Origin of the sequence: Amycolatopsis sp. NPDC059021, assembly GCF_042739895.1 — a bacterium.
Classification (GTDB): domain Bacteria; phylum Actinomycetota; class Actinomycetes; order Mycobacteriales; family Pseudonocardiaceae; genus Amycolatopsis.
In genome coordinates this window covers 1-7,439 of record NZ_JBHYIQ010000036.1, presented here as the reverse complement: position 1 = coordinate 7,439, position 7,439 = coordinate 1, and the positions used below count along the sequence as shown (strand labels likewise).

The following is a 7,439-nucleotide window of genomic DNA, read 5'->3' as shown; positions in this document are numbered from 1 at the left end:
TATACTCCCCTTCCTTTCGCTTGTTCTTTTTGTATTTTTTGGTGTGGGGCGCGGTCGTTGTCGCGCTGCCCCCCCCCCCCCCCCCCACGCCTCGCACAATTCATCGGAACAGGAAACTTATTCCATGCAGCCGATGGGGCACTGCGTGATGCAGCTGACGCAGGTGCAGCTGCGGCAGGTGAACTTGGTGCAGATCCTCGTACACGGAATGCTGCACGGAATTGTCGGGAAGTCCGGGTCCGCCCCGTTCACGCCAGGGGTGGCGACCCGCACATCCAGGTCGAATGGGTTGTCGGCGCTCATTTCAGTTCACTTTCTCCCGATGGACGCTCACCGAGGATCACGGCAAGCGGGAGCCGCACGAGGCGGGGACACAGAGCAACGAGAGATCAGCACGTCCTCCCCCCTGGCGGCGGATCCATGCTGACACGGATGCCACGCAGTTCCTATTGGCGTCGACGCCAATCCTGTGCACACCCGGCTCGGGCACCGATAGCACGCGACCGACATCCGCCACCCCCAGTCGTCCGCAGGTGACGCCGCACCACCGAGATGGCCAAACGCGCGCCTGTCACCCTCATGCGTGAATACTCAGGGCAAGCAACTGTTTCACCCAAGGAGGATGTCACCCGATCGAATGACGACGTCGCTCTGATGCAGCAGAGCCGAGAAGTGCCGTGTACCAATGCGTCAGGTTTTCCCCAACCAGTCTCACAACCGGCGTATGCTGACGACACGTCGCACCGGGGGACACAATACTGTGCCGTAGGCGGGGAGGTCTACAGTGTTCATGGAGCGGGAGACTCCTCCGTGGCTGAGGAATCCGGAAACAATCAATCAGCTGACACCTCGTGAGAGACAGGTTTTCCTGCTGCTCGCCGACGGGAATTCGAATCAGGAACTCGCTGATCGATTACGCGTCAGCGAACGCACGATACGAGCGCATTTAGGGCAAATAATGGTAAAGCTCGAGTTCAGATCCAGGCTCTGCGCCTGTCTCTCGTCCTACGTTTATCAACACCACTTCGGCACCGGGAACACCACGAACCCGACTGCCGCGCGCTGAGACCCCGCGGCGACAGCGGGCCGGACCCACCGCGGCGACGTCTCGAACGACGCGAAGCGGACGCTCACGCCCGCACGGCACATTCGAGACACGGCCATCGGAGCCCCGCACACACGGAGCGGCCCTGAGCGGCGCTGAGGACGTTCAGGGCTGCTACGGAAACAGGGAGCCGGCAAGGGGGCTCGAACCCCTGACCTTCTGTTTACAAGACAGATGCTCTACCAACTGAGCTATACCGGCCGGCGCCGCCCGGCCCGCGCCGGGGAGCACGCCCAGTATATCGGTGGACCGGTCGGCCGACCGGGGCGGCCGCCGGATGACCACCCCGGCCTTCGACGACGGCACGGTGCGTGAACCCCGGCAGCCGGTGCGTCCGTACGGGTGATCGTCTTGACTCTTCACTCTGGTCCGGCACTGCCAAGGCCGCAGCAAGATCCCCTGGTCAAAGCGATCTTCCGGACCGAAAACAAGCCGCCGGAAGAGCCGTCGCGGATGATCTTCCCCGAACGTGGTGGACGCCACTTCCTGATCCATGCAACGGTCGGGGCAGGCCCGTCGATGGTCCCCCGGGAAACCCGATGAGCACGAGAGGAGGTGGCTGACGCATGAGTGTCAACGGCCGCGCCGAAGAGGACACCGAGACGACAACGCACACCACGCAGTGGCCGATCCTGGAACCACCGCGGCAGCGTGACGGCAAGCAGCGTTCCAACAGGAAGAGCGCCAACCGGACGCATCGGCCACTGCTGCGCCGACGCGCCTGGCACATCCTCGAAGCGCCCACCGCGGAACAGCCCGCGGTCGATTCCGACGAAGCGATCGGCCCCGCACTGCCGGACGACGCGACGGTCAACTTCGTGCTCGACCTCGCGTTGCGTATCGGTGAGGTCCAGATGGCCAGCGGCGCGGGCGCCTCGGACGTCACCGCGACGATCCTGGCGCTCACCTCCGCGCTCGGCCTCCCGCACTGCGAGGTCGACGTCATCTTCACGTCGATCACCGTGACGTGCCATCGCGGCACCGAACTCGAGCCGGTGACGGCGCTGCGCGTGGTCCGGTCCCGCAGTCTCGACTACACCCGCCTGACCGACGTCGAGATCCTGGTCCGCAAGATCGTCCGCGGGCACGTCGGCGCGGAGCAGGCCCAGGCCGAGCTGCGCCGCATCACCTCGGCGCCGCACCCGTACCCGCGCTGGGTCGCCACGCTCGCTTGGGGCGGGCTGGCCGGGTTCATCACGCTGATCATCGGCGGCGGCATCGACATCGCGCTGGTGGCGGTGGTGATCAGCGCCGCGATCGACCGGATCGGCAGGCTGCTCAACCGGTACTCGCTGCCGTTCTTCTTCCAGCAGGTGGTCGGCGGCCTGTTCGCGACGCTGTCCGCGATGGCGATCGTCAACACCAAGATCCTCACCACCGATCAGCCGACGCTGGTGGTGGCGGCCGCGGTCACCGTGCTGTTGTCCGGATTGTCGACGGTGTCCGCGGTGCAGGACGCGATCACCGGCTTCAACGTCACCGCCGCGGGGCGCACGATGGAGACGGCGCTGATGACCGCCGGGCTGATCACCGGCGTCGTGCTCGCGCTGCGGATCGCGGTCATGCTCGAGATGCCGCGCACCCCGCTGCCCGAGGTCGTCAGCTCGACCCCGCAGCATCTGCCGGTGATCGTCGTCGGCGGCGCCGGGGCGGCCGCGTGCTTCGCGCTCGCGTCGTACTCGACGATCCGCGCGATGTTCGTCGCCGCGGCGGCGGGCGCGATCGGGGCGGTCGTGTACGGCGCGCTCATGCTGACGAAGTTCGACGCGGTGAGCTCGTCCGCCATCGCGGCGACGCTGGTCGGTTTCTGCGGCGGTGTTATGGCCAGGCGGCTGCGGGTTACCCCACTCGTGGTGGCCGTGTCCGGGATCACCCCGCTACTTCCCGGGCTGTCGACCTATCGTGGGCTGTACCAGCTCGGCGTCGAACCGGGCGGCAACATCTCGACGCTGATGACGGCCGTCGCGATCGGTCTCGCCCTGGCAGCGGGCGTTGTCCTCGGCGAGTATCTCGCGCAGCCGGTGCGCACCGGGCTGGGCAGGCTGGAACGCCGGCTCGCCGGTCCGCGGATGGCGGGGCCGCTCGAACCGGCGGAGAGGCGCCTGGAGTAACCCTTCGATCACCGGCTGGTCACCTGGCTCGCGATAGGGTTTCCCCCGGGCCGCGACCCGGGAAACGAGGGAGCAGCTGTGTCGGACGAGGCATTCTCCAACGAGGCACTGGCAGACCAGGGCACGAAGAACTCCGCGGATTTCGTGGTGGTGGCCAACCGGCTGCCGGTCGACCTGGAACGCACCGCGGACGGCGGGCAGCGGTGGACGGCGAGCCCCGGCGGGCTCGTCTCCGCGCTGGAACCGTTCCTGCGTTCCCGCAAGGGGGCCTGGGTCGGCTGGCCCGGCGTCCCGGACGTCGACGTCGAGGAGTTCGACGACGACGGGCTCGTACTGCACCCGGTGTCGCTGACCTCGGCGGAGGTCCGCGACTACTACGAGGGTTTCTCCAACGCCACACTGTGGCCGCTCTACCACGACGTCGTGGAGCGCCCGGTCTTCGACCGCGCGTGGTGGAACAGCTACGTCAAGGTCAACCAGCGCTTCGCGCGCGCCAGCGCCGAAGTCGCCGCGCAGGGCGCGACGGTGTGGATCCAGGACTATCAGCTGCAGCTGGTGCCCGCGATGCTCCGCGAGCTGCGGCCGGATCTGCGGATCGGGTTCTTCCTGCACATCCCGTTCCCGCCGGTCGAGTTGTTCATGCAGATGCCGTGGCGCGCCCCGATCGTGCGCGGCCTGACCGGCGCGGACCTGGTCGGGTTCCATCGTCCGGGTGGCGCGCAGAACTTCCTGTGGCTGTGCCGTCAGCTGATCGGGCTCGAATCGACGCGGGGCGCGGTCGGCATCCGCACCCGGCCGGGCACCATGCAGGTCGGTGACCGGACCGTCCGGGTCGGCGCGTTCCCGATCTCCATCGACGCGAACGGCCTGGACACGCTGGCCCGCACGAAGGGAGTCGCCGACCGCGCCGCGCAGCTGCGCCGCGACCTCGGCAATCCGAAGACCGTGCTGCTCGGCGTCGACCGGCTCGACTACACGAAGGGCATCGACCTGCGCTTGCAGGCGTTGCACGAGCTGTTGCACGAAGGCAGGCTCCGCCCGGAGGACGTCACGTTCGTGCAGCTCGCGACGCCGAGCCGCGAGCGGGTCGAGCACTATCAGCGCATGCGCGGCGAGATCGAGCAGATGGTCGGGCGCATCAACGGCGAGTTCGCGCGGGTGGGCCACCCGGTCGTGCACTATCTGCACCAATCGGTGGATCGCACCGAACTGGCCGCGTTCTTCTCCGCCGCCGATGTCATGGTCGTGACACCCCTGCGTGACGGGATGAACCTGGTGTGCAAGGAGTACGTCGCGTGTAGACACGATCTCGGCGGATCGCTGGTGCTCTCGGAATTCGCGGGCGCGGCGGCCGAGCTCAGCAGTGCGTTCCTGGTCAACCCTCATGATCTGGACGGGGTGAAGGACGCTTTGGTGGCTGCCATTACGCTCGACCCCGCCGAGGGCCGTCGTCGGATGCGCGCCATGCGTCGCCAGGTCCTCACCCATGACGTCGATCGGTGGGCGCGCTCGTTCTTGCAGGCGTTGGGTGCCGAACCGGTCGACTAGACCGATCCCCATACCCCCTGAGCTCTCCAGGAGGAGTGTTGACCGCCGAGGCACTGCCCGCCGAGCTACGGCGCGCGATCGTGCAGATCGCCCGTACTCCGCGCCTGCTGGTCGCCTGCGACTACGACGGCACGCTGGCTCCGATCACGGCCAATCCGGACGAAGCCCGGCCGCTGCCCGAATCGGTAGGCGCATTGAGGTCCCTCGCGGGCCTGCACGAGACCACCACCGCGGTGATTTCCGGCCGCGCCCTGCGCGACCTCGCGACACTGTCGCGCCTGCCCGCCGAGGTGAATCTCGTCGGCAGCCACGGGTCCGAGTTCGACATCGGGTTCATACACGCGCTCGACGCGAAGGCCCGCGAACTGCACCGCAGGCTCGAAGCCGAGCTGGAACAGCTGGTGCTGGACGTGCCGGGGGTGTCGCTGGAGGTCAAGCCGGCGAGCATCGCCGTGCACGTCCGCCGCGCCGAGCACGAGGCGGGCCGCCGGGTACTAGCATCGGTACACAATGGACCGTCCACATGGGAGGGTGTCTCGACCACGGACGGCAAGGAGGTGGTCGAGCTCGCGGTGGTCCAGACCGACAAGGGACACGCGCTCGACATCCTGCGGCACCAGGTCGGGGCGACGGCGGCGATCTTCCTCGGGGACGACGTCACGGACGAGAAAGCCTTTGCCCGGCTGTCCGGACCAGACCTCGGCATCAAGGTCGGCGACGGGGAAACCCTTGCACAGTACCGGGTTCCGGACACGGTCGACGTCGCGATGGTGCTGGCGTTCCTGCTGGAGGAACGGCGGAACTGGCTGTACGGCGAATCTGCGCCGCCGATCGAGCGACTGTCCATGTTGGCCAATGAGCGTTCGGTCGCGCTGCTGACTCCGGACGCGAAGCTGACCTGGCTGTGCCACCCCGGCCCGGACGCACCCGCGGTGTTCGCCGATCTGCTCGGCAGCGAGAGCGCGGGTCATTTCTCCATCAAGCCGCACCGCAACGGTCTTCCGCTCGGCCAGCGTTATCTGCCGAACACGATGACCGTCGAGACGCGCTGGTCGCGCCTGCTCGTCACCGACTACCTCGAGCCGGAGAGCGCTCCACATCGGACGGACCTCGTCCGGGTGATCTCCGGCGAGGCCGCGGCCGACGTCGTGTTCGCGCCGCGCCCCGAGTTCGGCGGCGTGCCGGTCACACTGACCAAGGTCGACGGCGGCCTGCGCGTGCTCGGCACGTCGGAGCCGTTCGCGCTGCGCTCGCCGGGTGTCGAGTGGACGATCACCTCGGACGGTCTGCACGACACCGCGACGGCGCTGGTGCAGCCGACAGCCGACGCGCCGGTGGTGCTGGAACTGCGGTGTGGCACCAGGGACACCCGTCCGCATGAACTGTCCGAAGTGGAGCGTCGCGATCGCGCGGGCCGGTACTGGAGCGACTGGGCGACCAAACTGCGGCTGCCCAGCGTGCAGACCGACCTCGTGCTGCGTTCGGCGCTGACACTGCGCGGGCTGTGCAACACCGACAGCGGCGGCGTGCTGGCGGCGGCGACGTCGTCGCTGCCCGAGGAGATCGGCGGCGTCCGGAACTGGGACTACCGCTACTGCTGGATCCGCGACGCGGCGATGACCGTGCGCGAGCTGGTGCACCTCGGCTCGATCGAGGAGGCGGAGGGCTACCTGCGCTGGCTGCACGGCGTTCTGTCCACTTTGGCCGGACCGGAGCGGTTGCACCCGCTGTATACGTTGTCGGGCAGCGTGATCGGCGCCGAAGCGGTGATCGAATCACTGCCGGGCTACTCGGGCTCGCGGCCGGTGCGCGTCGGCAACCTGGCGAACCACCAGGTGCAGCTGGACGTCTTCGGTCCGGTGGTCGAACTGGTCGGCACCCTCGCCGAGGCGCGGGGCGAACTGCGCGACGAGGACTGGCAGATGGTGCGCGCGATGGCCGAGGCCGTCACGCGGCGCTGGAACGAGGCCGACCACGGCATCTGGGAAGAGCGGCACGTGCCGCGGCACCGGGTGTACTCGCGCGTCATGTGCTGGGTGACGATCGACCGCGCGGTGAAACTGGGCGAGAAGTACGGCCGCGGGATTCCCGGTGGCTGGCCCGCGCTGCGCGACCAGATCGCCGCCGACGTGCTGGAGCACGGCTGGAACGACGAGGTCCAGGCGTTCACCACCGCCTACGACGGCACGGATCTCGACGCGGCCTCGCTGTTCGTCGGCCTGACCGGCCTGATCGACCCGTCGGACCAGCGTTTCCAGCAGACGGTGACCGCGATCGAGGCGGAGCTGCGCAGTGGGTCCACTGTGTACCGTTACCGCCGCGACGACGGCCTGCCGGGCGGCGAAGGCGGCTTCCACATCTGTGCGGCCTGGCTGATCGAGGCGTACCTGCTCACCGGCAGGCGCACCGAGGCGCAGGAACTGTTCGACCAGATCGTGGCGGCGGCGGGCCCGACCGGCCTGCTCCCCGAGCAGTACGACCCGATCGCGGAACGCTCGCTGGGCAACCACCCGCAGGCGTACTCGCACCTGGGCCTGATCCGCTGCGCGAACCTCCTCGCCGAACACCCCGCCTGATTCCTCGCGTTCGTTCCGTGAAGGCCTCCCATAAACCCCACAGCGCCCGGTAGGAGGGCGTCTAAAACATACCGTACCCGGAGACCCGGCACGACAAGG

4 protein-coding genes and 1 tRNA gene are annotated in these 7,439 nt (G+C 68.1%); 4 read left to right on the top strand and 1 reads right to left on the bottom strand.

The features are described 5' to 3' along the window. The first annotated feature begins 790 nt into the window (after positions 1-790). Positions 791-1,066, top strand: a complete 276-nt coding sequence (locus ACFWX1_RS21775; protein WP_378390083.1) for a response regulator transcription factor — start codon at positions 791-793, stop codon at positions 1,064-1,066. Positions 1,067-1,233: 167 nt separating this feature from the next. Here the strand turns inward: ACFWX1_RS21775 and ACFWX1_RS21770 are convergent. Continuing rightward, positions 1,234-1,306, bottom strand: a tRNA-Thr gene (locus tag ACFWX1_RS21770). 365 nt (positions 1,307-1,671) lie between these two features. Between ACFWX1_RS21770 and ACFWX1_RS21765 the strand changes: the two genes are divergently transcribed. The 3 genes from ACFWX1_RS21765 (at position 1,672) to otsB (ending at position 7,340) form a co-directional block, all read left to right on the top strand. Then, the gene (locus ACFWX1_RS21765; protein ID WP_378389965.1) at positions 1,672-3,216 is read left to right on the top strand and encodes a threonine/serine exporter ThrE family protein; all 1,545 of its coding nucleotides are present in this window, start codon (positions 1,672-1,674) and stop codon (positions 3,214-3,216) included. 78 nt (positions 3,217-3,294) lie between these two features. Further along, the gene (locus ACFWX1_RS21760) at positions 3,295-4,764 is read left to right on the top strand and encodes a trehalose-6-phosphate synthase (protein ID WP_378389963.1); all 1,470 of its coding nucleotides are present in this window, start codon (positions 3,295-3,297) and stop codon (positions 4,762-4,764) included. Between the two features lie 38 nt (positions 4,765-4,802). Next, entirely contained in the window at positions 4,803-7,340 is a 2,538-nt protein-coding gene (gene otsB, locus ACFWX1_RS21755; RefSeq protein WP_378389961.1) for a trehalose-phosphatase, read from the top strand. Positions 7,341-7,439 lie beyond the last annotated feature (99 nt).